Here is a 15,446-nt window from a genome sequence, read left to right on the forward strand (position 1 = left end):
CCTGCGCATTCGGTGACGGCAACATATAGCCAAACATATCTTTCATTCAAGAGAAAGAAGGGGTTTAGATGAAAAAGAAATTGTTCGTTCCAGCTCTACTCGCTATGACATTTGCAGGAGGCACTCTGCTTGCCGGTTGCGGATCATCCACGACGGGCACAACAGAGACGAATAAACCGGCGGAAAGCACCAAAGCAGCAGCTACATCGAGCGGCAAGCCTGTTAAAATCGACATTATCGAAACAGGAAGCGGACTGCCTACACCTGATCAGGACATCATTAAGCAGGAGCTGGATAAAGCGCTGAATACGGAAATTAATTTGACCGTATACGCTTCCGGTGACGACTATAAAAATCAACTCAACGTACGGATGGCATCAGCGAACTTCCCTGATTTGTTTGCGGTGGATCGCCAACAGCTGAAACAATTCTCGGAACAAGGCTTGCTGCTTGACCTTACACCTTACATGGATAAGCTGAAGCCTACGAAGGATTTTATCGGTGATGCTTCTTTGAAGAAAGGCGCTCTAAACGGCAAGACGTTTGCCATTGCCAAGTCACCTACGGTTCCTTACAACACGTATTGGATTCGTAAGGATTGGTTGGATAAGCTCAATTTGAAAGTGCCGACGACAGCAGAAGAGCTTTTTAATGTTGCAAAAGCTTTCACTGAGCAGGATCCAGACGGCAACGGGAAGAAGGATACGTTCGGTCTGACGGGTAGCAAATTTGGCGCGTTTGAGCCGGTCTTTGGCACTTATGGTATCGCCTATTCGGGTGCGCCGAGCTTATATGTAAAAGATAATAAGATGGTGAACTCCCTCTATGACCCTAATATGAAGGATGCACTCGGATTCATTCAAAAAATGGTGGCATCGGGTGAGGTTGATCCTGAGCTCATGGCGAATACTGGAACACAGCATCAGCAAAAGGCGATTAAAGGACAGGCTGGTATTGTGTACCTAGACTGGCCGAATGTCACCAAGGATCAGTTCGTTGAACAGATCAAAGCTGTAAATCCGAATGCGAACTGGATACAGGTAGAAGCAATGAAAGGTGTTGGCGGTCAATTCGTCAGCGGAAATGACATTGGTGCAAGCGCAGGCATGTATGCGATTCCGAAATCGCTTGAGAAGAATCCGGAAAAGCTGCAAAAAGTGCTGGATCTCTTGAACTACGTATCTGGTAAAGATGGCTCTCCGCTTGTCCAATATGGTGTGAAAGGCAAGCACTATAATCTGGATGGAACAAAAGTTGTGCCGACAGACCTGATGGGGAAAGAAGGCGGCTACTTCTGGCTCTACCAATTTACAGGTCGTCCGGAAATGGAGTATTTGACAGTGAAGTTTGCACCACAGTCCAAATTCATTGAATTTGCCAGCAAGCAGCCGCGGATCGAAGTCTTGAACGGTTTCGTGGACTTCCCGAACGGTTACAACGCAGCGGATGCGAATCGTTATATTGAAGAAGAATTATCGAAGTTCATTTATGGCAAGCGTCCGCTTAGCGAGTATGACAGCTTCATCAAAACGCTGGAAAGCTCAATGAATTATAAAGCGTATTTAGACGCTGCAGAGAAACGCATCAAAGAGCTTGGTTATATTAAATAAGATTTGGATCGTAAGCGAAGGCGGCTGTCCCACAAGTCATGATATGACGGGGGCAGTCCTTTTTTGCATTGCCTGTTAGTGGGTTGACAAAAAAGCGTGCCGCACTTATTATTTAAACGGACGTTTTAAATGATCGTTTAATGATGGGGAGTGGTAACATGAGACAGTCGATAGCTATGTTTTTGAAGCCTGCGACAACGAAGGTAGGGATTATTACAGCGATTACGTTTCAATTGCTGTTTAGTATTATATGGATGACCGGCTATTCCGGAGTTTCGGATAATACGAAGAATTTGAAGATCGCAATCGTTAATGAGGATCAAGCAATGGGTGGCAAAATTGTTCAAAGCTTGCAGAGTAATCTGCCCTTTAAAACAGAAGTCATCTCTTCTAATGAGGAAGCACAGAGCAAGCTAAATAATCGTGAAGTACAGATGGTCATGCATATTTCACCGGATTTTTCAAAAAAATTACAAACACCAGGACAGACAGTCCCAATCAGCTATACAGTCAATGAGTCTAACCCGTCTATGACGAAGTCGATCATGCAGGCTGTGGCCGCGAACATTACGTCAACAGTGAATAAAGAGGCTGTAGCGGCAGGTGCATCAGCTGTTCTAACACAGATGAATCCACAACTTGCTGCGGAGCAAGCGACTCAGATTGCACAAGGTCTGGCGAGTAAAGTAAGTTCCGATATACAAAGCACGAATAAAGTAAAGGATATGCCGAATCAAATGTTACCGATGATGCTCGTTCTTGCCTCAATCGTGGGTACGATGATTATGGGAATGAACTTCAGCGTAACTAGCAATCTACTTGGTGCATCTCTGACTAAAACGCAAAAAATGGCCGCACGTATCAGTATAACTGTGATTGCTGCGGTTGTTGTTGGTCTCATTAGTGCAACTATGGTTGTTGCATTAGGTGGATCAGTAGACAAAGGATTTGCAGAGCTGTGGGGCTTTGAGTCATTATTCTTATTAACGTTTGCATTGGTTGCACAAATGTTTTTGACATTGTTTGGGAACGCAGGTATGCTATTTAACATTGCTATGTTATCCTTGCAGTTGGTGTCATCCGGTGCGATTGTACCGAGAGAACTTTTGTCACATTTCTATCATTCTATCAGTAATTTCTTCCCGGCAACGTATGCGGTGAACGGGTTGATGAATATCTTATTCGGTGGACCTGGGATAGGCCACGAAGTTGGTTTCTTATTTGTGATTGCCGCAGTAGCATTTGCGATTGATATGCTCGTTGTGGTCGCTAAAAAAGCCAAGCCAGCTCTATCCACAAGTCAAGTTCAATCAAATGCGTAACTATTGATTAGGAGGCCGCTAGGCATGGGTCATCAAGAGTCAGATATGAAAATGAAAATTGTGTTAGCAGCTAAGAAATTATTTGCAAAACATGGTTATGATGCAACTAGCGTACGTCAAATATGTGAGGAGGCCGGGGCCAATGTGGCTCTGGTTTCCTATTATTTTGGCGGAAAAGAGAGCGTTTTCCATGAGGTGTTTAAACAATTTTTTCCCTCGAATGAACTGAGAGATTTCTATGGTATTGATGATCCGTACCTCGGTATCCAAATGGTCATTAGGGAAGTTCTAAAGATTCGAACAGAGGATCCGGAGCTAATTAGCATCATTCAAATGGAGATCATCACGATTACCCCGCGTGTAGATAAAATGAGAGAGATTTTTTTCCCACTGTGGCAAAAGGTTCGTGATTTATTGGACAAGGGCAGACAAGACGGGGTCTATGAGTTTGAATCTCTCGATAGTACGCTCATGTTTGTGTTGGGAGCCATGTTTTTTTACAAGCAACGCGAGTTTTTTGAACCAATTTTTACGGAAGAACGGCCGGATATGGAGACATTGATTGGGCAAACAACGGCGTTCATTATGCGTGCGCTCGGATATAACAAATAGAGGGGAATTGGGGATATGGGCAAAACAACGATCGTCTGCTTAGGAGAGCTGTTGATTGATTTTGTGCCGGAGGAGAATGGCCAAGCTTTGGCCGACGTCGGCAAGTTTGGTCGTGCGGCGGGTGGAGCGCCGGCCAATGTAGCTGCGGCAGTCGCCAAACTAGGCGGCGACGCTAGGTTTATTGGCAAAATCGGCCGAGATCCCTTCGGCGATTATTTAGTACGCACGCTCCAGGACGTGGGCGTGCAGACAGCTGTGCTGCAGACCGATGAGGCGAAGACCGGTCTGGCTTTTGTGTCGCTGCGCGCGGACGGTGAGCGCGACTTCTTGTTTTTCCGCGACCCCGCGGCGGACATGCTGCTGCGCGCAGACGAAGTAGAGTCGCAGTGGTTGGAAGAGGCCGCGGTCTATCACTTTGGCTCGGTATCACTGATCGCCGAGCCTTGCCGTACCGCAACGCTCGACGCTGCGCGGCGAGCGAGAGACCTTGGTGCATTGGTGTCGTACGACCCCAATGTTCGGTTAGCCCTGTGGCCGAGCGCGGATGCGGCTCGGGCTGAAATCCTTGCGCAGCTTCCGCTTGCGGATGTGGTCAAGGTCAGCGAGGAGGAGATTGAATTCCTCCTCGGCGTGGACGCGACCACGGGTGCGCAGCAGCTGCTGCAGCGCGGGCCCAAGGTGATCGTTATCACCTTGGGGGCGCAAGGCTGCCGCGTAGTTACCGCGCGGCAGGATGTCGTGATTGCCGGCGTGCCTGTGGCAGCTGTCGATACGACTGGCGCCGGCGACAGCTTTGTCGGCGGCATGCTCTTTCAGCTGGCGCGGATAGGCGTTACGCCAGCTACGGTTGTGGATGCGCTGGCTGAAGCCGGAGCTGCTGAACGTATCTTTGCCTTCGCGAATCGCGTCGGCGCAATTACTACGACGCGCAGGGGAGCAATTCCTGCGCTGCCAACACTCGCAGAAGTTAATGAGGGGATCCAGCTGTAGCTGGGTCTCTTTTTTTGCTGAATTCTGAGGTATCTACAGCATGAAGATGTAACTAGTTGAGTCGGACATCCCGCTTGAACCGAAATTCTGAGGTATCTACAATTTGAAGATGTAGCCGGTTTAGTGAACATCTCGCTTGACCCGAAATTCTGAGGTATCTACAACTTGAAGATGCACCCGTTTTGGTGAACATCCCGCTTGAACCGAAATTCTGAGATATCTACAATTACCTGAGTCAAAGGGATAGTGTACATAGATAGAAGTGTGAATAAATCATTACCTCATTACAAAATGGTCCATTAAAGATTGTCTGGCTGTTGTGAAGAAGGATACTCCTGAGTCAAAGGGATAGTGTACATAGATAGAAGTGCGAATAAATCATTACCTCACTACAAAATGGTCCATTAAAGATTGTCTGGCTGTCGTGAAGCTAGATTACTCCTGAGCCAAAGGGATAGTGTACATAAGTAGAAATCCTGGTGTAAGGGAGTGCTCATCTAGTAATAAGCGGATACTTTCGTAATCGGAATGACGTTATAACAGGGCGCTTTCATTTGTATAGTCTATTAATTTGTAAATAGATGTTGAAAATTGGAAGTTTATGTGATACTTTTATTGTATTGTTTCGAACTTAAGTGAATAGAGTTGGATTTGCGAAGAACGCAAATTTCGGGAGATGAATTTTCCGAGGTTTGCGTTTTTTGTTGTTTTTAAAGGATTACATAGAAAGGAGGTGATTAATTGAACCACAGGAGAAGCCTGCTTATTAGTGTAGTTGCTGCACTGCTAGCCGGGGCGCTCGTATACGGTGTGTATGTGTTACAAGTGAACCAGGTAGAACTGCAGCAGACGGTACAGGTTGTGGTTCCGAAGGATTTTATTCGCGCGGGCCAGTTTATTCGTGATGATATGCTTGAGTTCAAGTCGATTCAGAAAGGAGGTTACTCCTCGGAGATGATGACGAAGTTTACTGATGTTGTCGGGAAGGAAGCTATGATTCCTCTAGGGACACGGGAACCTATTTTAAAGTGGAAGGTGAATCGTTATCATCTTTTACCGAATGAGCAACAGGCTACTTTTCAAATTCCTAGAGAGTATCTGCTTTCGGTTTCGAATGGCATACGGGCGGGAGATCGGGTTCGCATGTATGTATCGGGGACGGATGGGAGCTCACGCAGGCTGTTCAATGAGAAAGAAGTGACTGTTGCTTCAGTGAAGTCATCTGCCAATGTGGAGGTAGACAATCCCAAGAATTCAAATTTGCTATCCAAAGTTGAGGGGGATGAGGAGAAGATGTATATCTCCAGACTGGAAGCTAATGGGGCGATCGATCAGATCAATTTGAATTTGACGGAAAGCGAATGGCTTCAGATTGACCAATTATGTTCAGCGAAAAAGGCGAAGCTTGTGATTGCTTTTAGCTCCACGTCGATTCTGGAATCAGGTAGTTGAGGGGATAGAGGAAGTGCGTGTGCAGCAGTAATATGGCAAAAAAAGAGAGGTGAAAGCCAATGCAGATCGCTTTAGTTTCGACGGATCAACGGTTAGTCGATGAGCTTACGAATGTGGTGTATGAGAAACCGTTTGGGTGGCAAATATTTTCGGATGCGAATAATTTAGGAACTAAATTAAAGGAGCATGCTTACTCGCATGTCATTCTATCAGATCGGGAGCTAGTGTACGGGGAGCTTGAGGAGTTGCTTGAAGGCTTGCTAGGGCAGGATGAAGTGATGAAGATCATCGTGTTACTTTCGAATTATCATGATGGCTCGATCAATGAGAAGTATGTGAAAATGTGCAAACTCATGAAGCTGGATTATATTCTTCCAGGCCGCAGTACAGCTGCGATTGCAGATGAAATTAGAGCATGGGTGGATGGAGCAAGCGAGGGGGGCTCGAAGAAGATACCTACTGGTAAGTTAATTACGTTCGTTGGCTCTACACCGAATATTGGAACGACGTTGGCGTCCTTCGGTGTGGCTGCCATGTTAGCGATGGAGACATCTAAAAAGGTTGGTTATCTGTGTTTGAATCTCAAAAGTTCTAAACTTCATCGCTATCTCGGACGCGAAGAACACTACTTTACGTTAGATGGGTTGAGAGCGGAACTTAAGGCACATAGCTTAACCCCCGAGAGGCTGCTCCACGTCTGTGATAAGCCGAAGGAGGCGCATGGTTTGCATATCCTTTATGGGAATATGCTGCGTGAGCAGGCGGAGTTTTTTACGCCATCGGAAATTATCCATTTGCTGCGGGTGGCGCGTGGCGCTTTCGATATCTGTATTATTGAAGTCAGCGCGTATTGGGATAATGCGGCGACGGTCAGCGGTCTGCTCGAAGCTGACAGCAAAATTGTCGTCACGACCGGGGATATTGCCCATTTTCAGGAGGATTTCTCGAGGTGGATTCGTCAGGTTGGGGCAGTGTTTGGCTTGCAGCCGCATGCATTCGAGTTGATGGCCGTGCAAACGGATCGCAATGCGAAGCAAAGCGAATTTACAATTAAGGATATTCGCAAAGAAACGCAGCTGCACTTAATTGGACATGTCAGTAAACATGGGGATGCCCTCGCGCGTTGTAACCAAGGTAAGCTTATGGAGATGTTGACCCCCACGCATCCTATGCATCAAGAAGTGAGGGTGGTAGCGCGGAAATTTGCTGATTTCTATAAGTTGCCTTTGAAGGTGAATATTCGGCATGATACTTGGTTTCAGAAGCTTATCACAGGCAAACGCGTGGTTAGCTAAATCCATTTGAGGAGGATAGAGGAGTGAGTGGGAAAAGGTTTTCGATGATTACGTACATGCATGAACGTAGGACGGAAGAAGCTGTGGTAGGTTTTAATCACGATCTGAAACAACAGGCTGCTGGCATTAGGCATCCCGATGGGGAAGTCGGTGAATGGAACAATAGTGTGCGTGTAACCGTGAACAGTCAAGATTATGTAGGCACCGGTGAGGAAGCTATTTTTCAGCAATGGGTACAGGATATTCGGAGTGAGCTTGTTGCCTTAAAGGGCAGATCTGAAATTGAGAAACAGTTGTACAATGAGACGCTGAATCGCGCTATTCTGGGTTATGAAGAAGACCGTGGCAAGCTGCTGGCTATCATTCATGATCTTGTATCGAAAAGAAGACTTTCGGATATTCCACCTCGAACCAGCGGATATACGACATTACCTGAAGCGATTTTTGCCGAAATTATTGGCTTAAATGTCCTTGAGCTTGTCCTCAAACAGAAGGAAGGATTAGAAGAGATACAGGTTGTGGGGAAGCGGATTTTTGAAGTGCGTGGAGGAGTAGCTAGACCATCTGCGTATGAGCTTCCATCCGTCCGAGAACTAGAACGGATTCAACAAAATTTGGTGTTATTCAACCATGATACTCTTAATCCTAGGAAACGTTGGGCTGAGGTGGTTTTGCAAGATGGCTCGCGTGTGACGATGACGGGCTTCGGATTTACAGCTGAACCCACTTTGACAATACGCTTTTACACAGTTAAAAGATTTGATTTAACCTCCCTTACCTCGCCAGATCTGGCCACAATGGATGCCCGCATGGAGATATTACTTCGATGTTTTATCCACACATACTTCAATATGGTCGTTATTGGACCGACAAACTCAGGAAAAACGAATCTACTCAAGGCAATTATTGCCGAAATGAATGATAATGAGCGAATAATCACGATTGAATCCCGATTCGAATTGCACTTAAAGCGAGATTTCCCCCATAAAAATATCGTCGAATATGAAATAGACGAGGAAGATCCGAGACATTCAGGCCTACAGGCTTTTAAACTTGCCTTAAGGCAGTCTCCTAAACGCATATGTCATGCAGAGATAAGGGACGAAGATGCTAATTTGTATGTTCGTGCTTGTACACGTGGTCATGAGGGCAGTTTGACGACGGTTCATGTGAGTGAGCTGGAGGATGTGCCAGATGCCATTACAGATATGTGCATGTTGGATGGCAGAGGGATGGATTCCAAGCGCTTGACGAAGCGGATTACTGAATTTGTGACACATATCGGCATTGAAATGCAGGTTGTTCAAGGGAAAAGAAAGATTGTGCGAATCGTCGAATATCGGTATGAAAATGAAGGCGTTTTCGTCACGAATCTAGCACTTTATGACAACTCGACAGACAAATGGACATTTCCCGGGAAATTGTCGCTTCATGCTTCGCGTAGAATAAGAAAAATGGATGAAGCTTGGTTCACGCTGTTGATGGAGCACGGATTTACTGAAAATGAAGGGAAAGAGGGCGGTTTAGAGCAGTGATTTTCGCCAAATATGTCTTTCTCTTGTTGTTATTTGTGCTCGTTTATGTGGGTTTTAGGGCGCTGCTACAACTGTTTATCCGACAACGCAAGGCGAGGTTTAGGCTTTACTATGTAAGAAACGCCACTTTTAGCGCGAGATTAACCGCTTATTTGGAGACAAGAGGCTGGATATCTAAGCATATTAAAGAGTTGTTAGAAGCCGTCGAATCGAAAATTAGCATGCAGGTGATGTTGACAATCAGTCTAGTGGGGTTGTTATTCGGCTTGTTGGCTGGCGGGCTGTTTTTCCAATCCATAAAAGGTGCGCTTATGATGACGATGATTGGCGCTTCGATGCCTTATTTGCTGCTTCGAGTGAAGCTGGTGAGTGTCCGTTTACGAACACGGCTAGAGTTTCTTCCTGCTGTCGAAGTCTTTTATCAGTCTTACTTAATTGACCCTAATCAAAATATAAAAATTGCGCTGAAGTATTGTATAGAGGAAAATCGGATTTTATATCCCATTAAGCCTGTTTTCGAGCAATTATATCGTCATTTGATGACGCAAAGGGATACAGAGGAAAGCTTGCGCATCTTCTCCTTGTCGTTGGGTCACATCTGGGCAGATTATTTTACCGGGATTATGCGAGTGGCATTGAAAGAAGGAAGCTTTGTGGGGGATAGCCTGAAAGAGCTTATTACAGATATGCGTAAAGCACAGCGTTTTGATCAAATTGAAAGAAATCGATTATTGGAAATTCGTATTGCTAATTTTACTCCAATCGGGTTTATGGTCTTATTTATGTGGATTAATTTCAAAGTAAATGGGGATAACGCTTATTTATATTATGTGATCGACCCTGCTGGTCGGAATATGATTTTGGATGCGTTGTTGTTGATATTTGTATCTTTTTTGATGGGAATCTACTTGTCTATGCGAAGAATGTAAGGAGGTGAATCCTTTGGTTATGGTCAATAACCAGCTGCTTGTGCTGCAGTATGCTACACGTTTTGTATTATTTATGCTTGTCATGCTGATGATCTATCATGTCCTCAAGCTCATACCTGTTCGCAAAAGGAGATGGCGATCCTTACAGGTAAAAAACACGCTGAAAGAGATTAAAATTCCCTCGCAATTGTATACCTTACTGGGGATGAGTACGAAAGTTGTAGAGACGAAGCGACAGTTGCTGTTAGGATGCGGAATTTGGATGAATGCGAACCTATATGAGGGTGCGAGAAGGTTGCTTTTAGTATTAGCGATGCTTATCGGAGTTATAGGATATGCGGCTTTCAGGCATCCTTGGCTCGCTTTGCAAATACAGCCTGCGTATGTCCTTGTTAGCGTGGTGGTACTGTCGATTTTTCTAATGTGGGATCAAAAAGTACTTACGGTACTAAAAGAAAAGCGGTCCCAGCGCATCGTGCGGGATATTTATGCGATCAGTCGACAGCTCTTATACTATAATGATTCGAAATTGAATTTGCATGACAAATTGTCTTTATGTGTCGGTCAAACGACGTCGATTCGAGCTCATGTCGAGCTGCTGCTGAATGAGTGGTATCAGGGAGCTGAGGAGGCAATTGTTCATTTTAAAAAGAGACTGGGGACCGATGAAGCTCATAGCTTTGGTGAGACACTGAATGCGCTAAGGTTGAATGAGCACGGGGACTATTATGAACTGTTAAAACAACGTATTCAGGACTATAAAGAGAAAATGGAATTAATACGCGAGAGCAAGAAAGAAACGGTATCCTATGTGCTTTTCGTACTTGCAGGATTGCCGATATTGAATACATTTCGGGTATTTATGTACCCGTGGATCGTTGAAGGGCAACGATTATTTGATGCTATTAACTAATTACACTAGGAGCGCGAAAATATGAGAAATATTTTGGTAACGGTAATGATGCTGATCGTGGTTGCTTATTTGTTTACTACGATTATTAATGACGGATCCACGGGAATGAGACGGAATATAAGCACGCATGGGACGACAGCGAATACAAACATTTCCTCGCTTCAACCGTAGCAACGTGGGTAATGGATGAGGTCAATTCTTGTTACGGTGATGTTGGTAATGGTCGTTATCGGTATTTATATCGATGTTGTTGGAGGAAGTACGGGAACGCGCAGGCAAGTGAGTGATAGTGGAGCTAGAATAAATGTGTCAATTGAGCGGATTAATCCATGAAGCAGATTTTGGTGTTTATTCTTTTTGCTGCGATGCTCTGTTGGTTTATGTTTTCACCGGTGTACAAGCATGTCATCATAGTTCGACAAGCTGTGTTGCAAAAGGAAGTCGATTATATGCTCGAGGTCGGAGCGAATGGCAGCCATGGGTATATCAATGCAGCGATGATTGCCGAGTCCAGGGATCGTATGGCGGAAAGAGGATTCGTACCTGGAGAAATTACTTATGAGGTGGGAACCAACTCTGGCGTTAGTGGAATGGATGCGAACACACCTGTTTGGAGAGGAACAGGTCTGAAGCTAACGATTACGTATCCGTATCAGCGGCTTTTTGTAATTGATCAACTTATCGGTATACCGGTACCTGCTACATCAGATCGCATGGGGGCAACCGGTATGAAGATGAGTGAATATGTACCTTGAGAGTTGAGGGAACGGTGTGTATAAGCTGCTTTTAATGATGCTAATGAGCGTGGTGTTTATGTCTTTGTATGCCTTACAAACGGATGAAGAACTAGCGATGCATACCGTTTTTCAGGGAAAGCATGGGTTGAATCATGCGGTACATGCGGCAGCACAGCAAAGTGATGTGGTAAAGCTGGCACAAGGAATTCATGCCATTGATGAGGTGAAAGCTAGAGAGGCTGCGATGGCGTATTTGCAGGGGAATTTACGCTTAGATGCAGATAATGAGCCCTTGCCGGATACCTTTTTGCAAAGTACAGTGGTTGTTGACTTCTTTAAGGTGGTTAATGAGGGGGAAATATTTCCCTACACGTACCGAGATGATGCAAGGGACTACACGGTTACGTTGAAACGCCCTGGTGTTATTATGTTTATTCGGCTGGCGTTTCCGCGAACGTATGCGGTGGTGCAGCCGATTACTTGGACAATTAAGTCTTCAGCGGAGATGGTGTATTGAGGGGAAACGAGTTGCCATAGAGTGTCCATAGCGCGATAGCGGTTATTTCCATGTATAATGTGAAAGTGGGGTGTTAATCTACGGCGTATAGGAGTTGATTTCTATGACAATTTTTCAGCAAAGGCAGCAGTGGCTGCAAGATGAGATGCGCAAACGAGGGTGGTCAGGCTTCCTGGTCACGCACCATGTCGATATATATTATTACTGTGGCTCGATGCAGACGGGGTATTTGTTCATTCCAACTGAGGGAGAGGCGATTTACCTCGTTCGTCGCAGTTTGGTACGTGCGCAGGAGGAAGCAGCAGCGGATGTTGAAGCTCTTGGCTCTTGGAAAACGCTCGGCGAGCGGCTTCGCGCGCGAGCTGAGGGCGTGGACGCAGCGGCTGGTGGGACGCTGCGTGTGGCGACGGAGCTGGACGTGTTACCCGTCCAGCTGTACATGCGTTTGCAGACCGCGCTGCCCGGCGCGGTCTGGGAGGACGGCTCGCTGCTCGTACGAGAGCAGCGCATGATCAAATCGCCGGACGAAGTCGCGGCGATTCGGGCGGCAGCGCGCGTCGTGGACGGCGCGCTGGAGGCGGTCATCCCCCACATTCGTGAGGGGATGGCGGAATTTGAGCTGATGGCGCTCATTGAGCATCAGCTCAGGCTGCGCGGGCACCAAGGGCTGATGCGCATGCGCGCGTACAATTCCGAGTTGATAACCGGAATGGTCGCGGCAGGCGCGTCGGCAGCGGTGCCGACGTATTTTGACGGGCCGGCCGGGGGCACGGGGCTTCACCCGTCCAGCCCGCAAAGCTCGGGCCGCGCGCTGATTCAGCGCGGCGAACCGATCCTCGTCGATATTGGTTGCACCATCGACGGGTATTTGATCGATCAGACGCGTACGCTGGTGATCGGTGATCTAGACCCTGAGCTGCAGCGAGCCTATGACGTGGCGGAGGAGGTCCTCCGCGCCACGGAAGCTAGGCTGCAGCCAGGTATGATCGCCGAGCATCTCTATCTGCTCGCGCTGGATCAAGTGCAGGAAGCTGGGCTTAGCGCCCACTTCATGGGGTACGGCGCTGACCAAGTGAAATTCCTTGGTCACGGCATCGGGCTCGAGATCGACGAGTTACCCGTTCTCGCCAAGGGTTTTAAATATCCGCTGGCACCGGGTATGGTTATCGCGATCGAGCCCAAGTTCACTTTCCCCGGGCGCGGGGTCGTGGGTATTGAAGATACGTATCTAATCACCGAAGGTGGATACGAGAAATTGACCGTATCCCGGGATGGGATACGGTGTATTTAAGCTGACAGATGAGCAATATTCGCTCCATTTCTGAGCTAACGGTATAGTGTCCATAGAGATCTGTGTGAATCCAATTCATGCAGGTCTCTTTTTTTAGCCTTGAACATGATAAACCCGCGCCACGCCTGAAACATCAGCCATTCGTGCGATATTTGCACATGCTGCGAAATATGAATCATGGGCGGATTTGTGCGAATAGTGCATCATGGCAAACTGCATCGGTTCTTTCCAAGAGCGAAAACCATTCTCTATAATGAAATCACGGAAGCGGTTACCAAATACCAAAAGCATTGGAGAAATCGATTCGTACAACTAGTCATTTGGGAGGGATTCCTATCCAGCAGTCCAAGGTTCAGCAGGAGGTCGGCGTTTCACGAATGAAGACCTATCCTTTCTTACGTAATATGAAACGAAGCAAATACTTGTATATGATTTTCTTCTTGCCCTTTTGTTACTATGTCCTGTTTCATTATTGGCCGATATACGGAATTATCATTGCCTTCAAAGATTACAACATTGTCAAAGGCATCACCGCCAGTCCTTGGGTGGGCTTCGATCACTTCAAAAAGTTCCTAATTGACCCTTACTTCTGGAAGCTAGTGCGCAATACATTGCTAATTAATGTATATGAACTATTTTGGGCGTTCCCGGCTCCGATCATTTTGGCACTGCTATTGAACGAATTAAAGAGCCAACGATTAAAGAAATTCGCGCAAAGCGTCAGCTACCTGCCTCATTTTATATCTACGGTTGTGGTGTGCGGGATGATCGTCAACTTCCTCACTACAGACGGCCTAGTTAACCAGATCATTGCGTGGTTTGGCGGTACACCGATTCACTTCCTGATGAAGCCGGAATGGTTCCGCACCATTTTTATCTCCTCAGGTGTATGGCAAAGCATCGGTTGGGGCTCGATTATTTACTTAGCAGCCTTAACTTCCGTAGACGAGGAATTGTATGATGCCGCCAACATCGATGGTGCCAACCGTTGGAAGCAGTTGCTGAACGTTACTTTGCCTGGTATTGCACCCACGATATCCATCATGTTGATTTTGAATGTCGGCAGGCTAATGGCTATCGGTTACGAGAAAATCATCCTGTTGTACAACGGATCAACATATGAAACGGCAGATGTCATCTCCACCTATGTCTACCGAAGAGGTTTGCTAGGCAGCGATTTCAGCTATGCTACCGCTGTTGAACTGTTTCAAGCGGTCGTAGGGTTAATATTGCTTGTATCGGCTAATCGGATTTCCAAAAAAATCAGCCAAACCGGCTTGTGGTAGACGAAAGGTGAGGTAGATATGAACAAACATGCATCGATTGGCTCGAAAATTTTTGACAACTTCAACATCTTATTTCTTGTATTGCTGGTGTTTGCCACTTTGTATCCGATCTACTATATCCTTATCGTGTCAATCAGTGACGGTAATTTGGTAACAAGAGGCATGATCAAATGGATACCGATGGATATCACGTTCGATGCGTATAAGGTTGTATTAAAAAATCCAGAAATATGGCGGACTTACGGCAACACGTTGCTTTATACCACCGTAGGCACCACGATTAATGTCATCATGACAGCGCTTTGTGCGTATCCACTCTCTAGAAAAGATTTTTACGGTCGAGGCATGTTCATTTTTATGGTCGCGGTAACGATGTTTATTAGCGGAGGGCTAATTCCGACGTATCTGGTGGTACAGAAGCTAGGGCTCGTGGATACGATGTGGGCACTTGTGCTTCCTCCAGCTATCTCTACATTTAATATGATCATTATGAAAACGTATTTCGAGGGTATTCCGATGGCCTTGCAGGAGTCAGCATATTTGGATGGAGCTAATGAAATCCAGGTATTATTCAAAATCATTATGCCATTATCGCTGCCAGTTATGGCAACGATGGTGTTGTTTTACTCGGTTCATCATTGGAACAGTTTTTTTCCGGCGTTGATCTACTTGAATGACAGCGATAAGTTTCCCGTTCAAGTGCTGCTTCGTAATATCGTTATTGCAGGGGAATTTTCCGATCAGACGGCAGATATAGGCAGCGCTTCGTCGAACTTCCGGGTCGTTGCTGCCAACTATAAGTTTGCGGTCATTATTATAACCATACTGCCCATTCTGGTCGTCTACCCGTACTTGCAAAAGTATTTTGTGAAAGGCGCGATGATCGGTGCATTGAAGGGGTGATTTTGAAGTAAGGGAAAGGGGGGATGCCTGATCGTCGATGACAATATAAGCTGA

General features: G+C 46.2%; 16 protein-coding genes. All 16 read left to right on the forward strand.

Features of this window, described 5'->3' with window-relative positions; all coding sequences use genetic code 11:
• Positions 1 to 68: 68 nt before the first annotated feature.
• The 16 genes from AC58QT_RS28580 (at position 69) to AC58QT_RS28655 (ending at position 15,392) form a co-directional block, all read left to right on the forward strand.
• Complete coding sequence (locus tag AC58QT_RS28580) at positions 69 to 1,610, forward strand: extracellular solute-binding protein (RefSeq protein WP_497411946.1); 1,542 nt, start codon at positions 69 to 71, stop codon at positions 1,608 to 1,610.
• 158 nt (positions 1,611 to 1,768) lie between these two features.
• The gene (locus AC58QT_RS28585) at positions 1,769 to 2,932 is read left to right on the forward strand and encodes a YhgE/Pip domain-containing protein (RefSeq protein WP_497411947.1); all 1,164 of its coding nucleotides are present in this window, start codon (positions 1,769 to 1,771) and stop codon (positions 2,930 to 2,932) included.
• A 24-nt stretch (positions 2,933 to 2,956) separates the two neighbouring features.
• Positions 2,957 to 3,544, forward strand: coding sequence for a TetR/AcrR family transcriptional regulator (locus tag AC58QT_RS28590; RefSeq protein WP_497411948.1), 588 nt, complete (start codon positions 2,957 to 2,959; stop codon positions 3,542 to 3,544).
• Between the two features lie 15 nt (positions 3,545 to 3,559).
• The gene (locus AC58QT_RS28595) at positions 3,560 to 4,534 is read left to right on the forward strand and encodes a PfkB family carbohydrate kinase (RefSeq protein WP_497411949.1); all 975 of its coding nucleotides are present in this window, start codon (positions 3,560 to 3,562) and stop codon (positions 4,532 to 4,534) included.
• 741 nt (positions 4,535 to 5,275) lie between these two features.
• Positions 5,276 to 5,986, forward strand: coding sequence for a CpaB family protein (locus AC58QT_RS28600; RefSeq protein WP_497411950.1), 711 nt, complete (start codon positions 5,276 to 5,278; stop codon positions 5,984 to 5,986).
• A gap of 59 nt (positions 5,987 to 6,045) precedes the next feature.
• Positions 6,046 to 7,281 carry a CpaE/TadZ family protein gene (locus AC58QT_RS28605; RefSeq protein ID WP_497411951.1) on the forward strand — a complete coding sequence of 412 codons (1,236 nt, stop codon included), beginning with the start codon at positions 6,046 to 6,048 and terminating at the stop codon, positions 7,279 to 7,281.
• A 23-nt stretch (positions 7,282 to 7,304) separates the two neighbouring features.
• Positions 7,305 to 8,816 (forward strand): ATPase, T2SS/T4P/T4SS family, encoded by a 1,512-nt coding sequence (locus tag AC58QT_RS28610; protein ID WP_497411952.1) that lies wholly within the window; start codon positions 7,305 to 7,307, stop codon positions 8,814 to 8,816.
• Positions 8,813 to 9,745 (forward strand): hypothetical protein, encoded by a 933-nt coding sequence (locus AC58QT_RS28615; RefSeq protein ID WP_497411953.1) that lies wholly within the window; start codon positions 8,813 to 8,815, stop codon positions 9,743 to 9,745. The genes AC58QT_RS28610 and AC58QT_RS28615 overlap by 4 nt, the downstream gene beginning before the upstream one ends.
• A 13-nt stretch (positions 9,746 to 9,758) precedes the next feature.
• Entirely contained in the window at positions 9,759 to 10,658 is a 900-nt protein-coding gene (locus AC58QT_RS28620) for a hypothetical protein (RefSeq protein WP_497411954.1), read from the forward strand.
• Positions 10,659 to 10,679: 21 nt separating this feature from the next.
• Positions 10,680 to 10,829 carry a hypothetical protein gene (locus tag AC58QT_RS28625; RefSeq protein WP_497285127.1) on the forward strand — a complete coding sequence of 50 codons (150 nt, stop codon included), beginning with the start codon at positions 10,680 to 10,682 and terminating at the stop codon, positions 10,827 to 10,829.
• A 15-nt stretch (positions 10,830 to 10,844) separates the two neighbouring features.
• Positions 10,845 to 10,991 carry a hypothetical protein gene (locus tag AC58QT_RS28630; protein ID WP_497411955.1) on the forward strand — a complete coding sequence of 49 codons (147 nt, stop codon included), beginning with the start codon at positions 10,845 to 10,847 and terminating at the stop codon, positions 10,989 to 10,991.
• Positions 10,988 to 11,413: a hypothetical protein gene (locus tag AC58QT_RS28635; protein WP_310499471.1), complete on the forward strand. Its 426-nt coding sequence runs from the start codon at positions 10,988 to 10,990 to the stop codon at positions 11,411 to 11,413. The genes AC58QT_RS28630 and AC58QT_RS28635 overlap by 4 nt, the downstream gene beginning before the upstream one ends.
• Positions 11,414 to 11,429: 16 nt before the next feature.
• Positions 11,430 to 11,912, forward strand: coding sequence for a hypothetical protein (locus AC58QT_RS28640; protein ID WP_497411956.1), 483 nt, complete (start codon positions 11,430 to 11,432; stop codon positions 11,910 to 11,912).
• Between the two features lie 103 nt (positions 11,913 to 12,015).
• The gene (locus tag AC58QT_RS28645; protein WP_497411957.1) at positions 12,016 to 13,203 is read left to right on the forward strand and encodes a M24 family metallopeptidase; all 1,188 of its coding nucleotides are present in this window, start codon (positions 12,016 to 12,018) and stop codon (positions 13,201 to 13,203) included.
• Positions 13,204 to 13,580: 377 nt separating this feature from the next.
• Complete coding sequence (locus AC58QT_RS28650; RefSeq protein WP_497411958.1) at positions 13,581 to 14,489, forward strand: ABC transporter permease; 909 nt, start codon at positions 13,581 to 13,583, stop codon at positions 14,487 to 14,489.
• Positions 14,490 to 14,507: 18 nt separating this feature from the next.
• Positions 14,508 to 15,392, forward strand: coding sequence for a carbohydrate ABC transporter permease (locus AC58QT_RS28655; RefSeq protein WP_497411959.1), 885 nt, complete (start codon positions 14,508 to 14,510; stop codon positions 15,390 to 15,392).
• Positions 15,393 to 15,446 lie beyond the last annotated feature (54 nt).

This window comes from Paenibacillus sp. J31R109, from assembly GCF_059692055.1.